This window comes from Pantoea hericii, assembly GCF_014155795.1.
Classification (GTDB): domain Bacteria; phylum Pseudomonadota; class Gammaproteobacteria; order Enterobacterales; family Enterobacteriaceae; genus Pantoea; species Pantoea eucalypti.
In genome coordinates, this window is sequence record NZ_SCKV01000019.1 from 1 (window position 1) to 539 (window position 539).

A 539-nucleotide genomic window follows, 5' to 3' on the forward strand; every position below is an offset into this window, starting at 1 on the left:
AAGCCTCACGAGTGAACACATAATGAAATTCATTATGACGTTTTACAGATGAGCACCGCTTAACTTGTTTAAGCAAATCAAACTTAAATTGAAGAGTTTGATCATGGCTCAGATTGAACGCTGGCGGCAGGCCTAACACATGCAAGTCGGACGGTAGCACAGAGAGCTTGCTCTTGGGTGACGAGTGGCGGACGGGTGAGTAATGTCTGGGGATCTGCCCGATAGAGGGGGATAACCACTGGAAACGGTGGCTAATACCGCATAACGTCGCAAGACCAAAGAGGGGGACCTTCGGGCCTCTCACTATCGGATGAACCCAGATGGGATTAGCTAGTAGGCGGGGTAATGGCCCACCTAGGCGACGATCCCTAGCTGGTCTGAGAGGATGACCAGCCACACTGGAACTGAGACACGGTCCAGACTCCTACGGGAGGCAGCAGTGGGGAATATTGCACAATGGGCGCAAGCCTGATGCAGCCATGCCGCGTGTATGAAGAAGGCCTTCGGGTTGTAAAGTACTTTCAGCGGGGAGGAAGGCG

The 539-nt window shown here is 52.9% G+C and carries 1 rRNA gene; it reads left to right on the forward strand.

The window, feature by feature from the left end:
• Positions 1-85 precede the first annotated feature (85 nt).
• A 16S ribosomal RNA gene (locus H7K52_RS18820) occupies positions 86-539 on the forward strand; the annotation flags it as partial.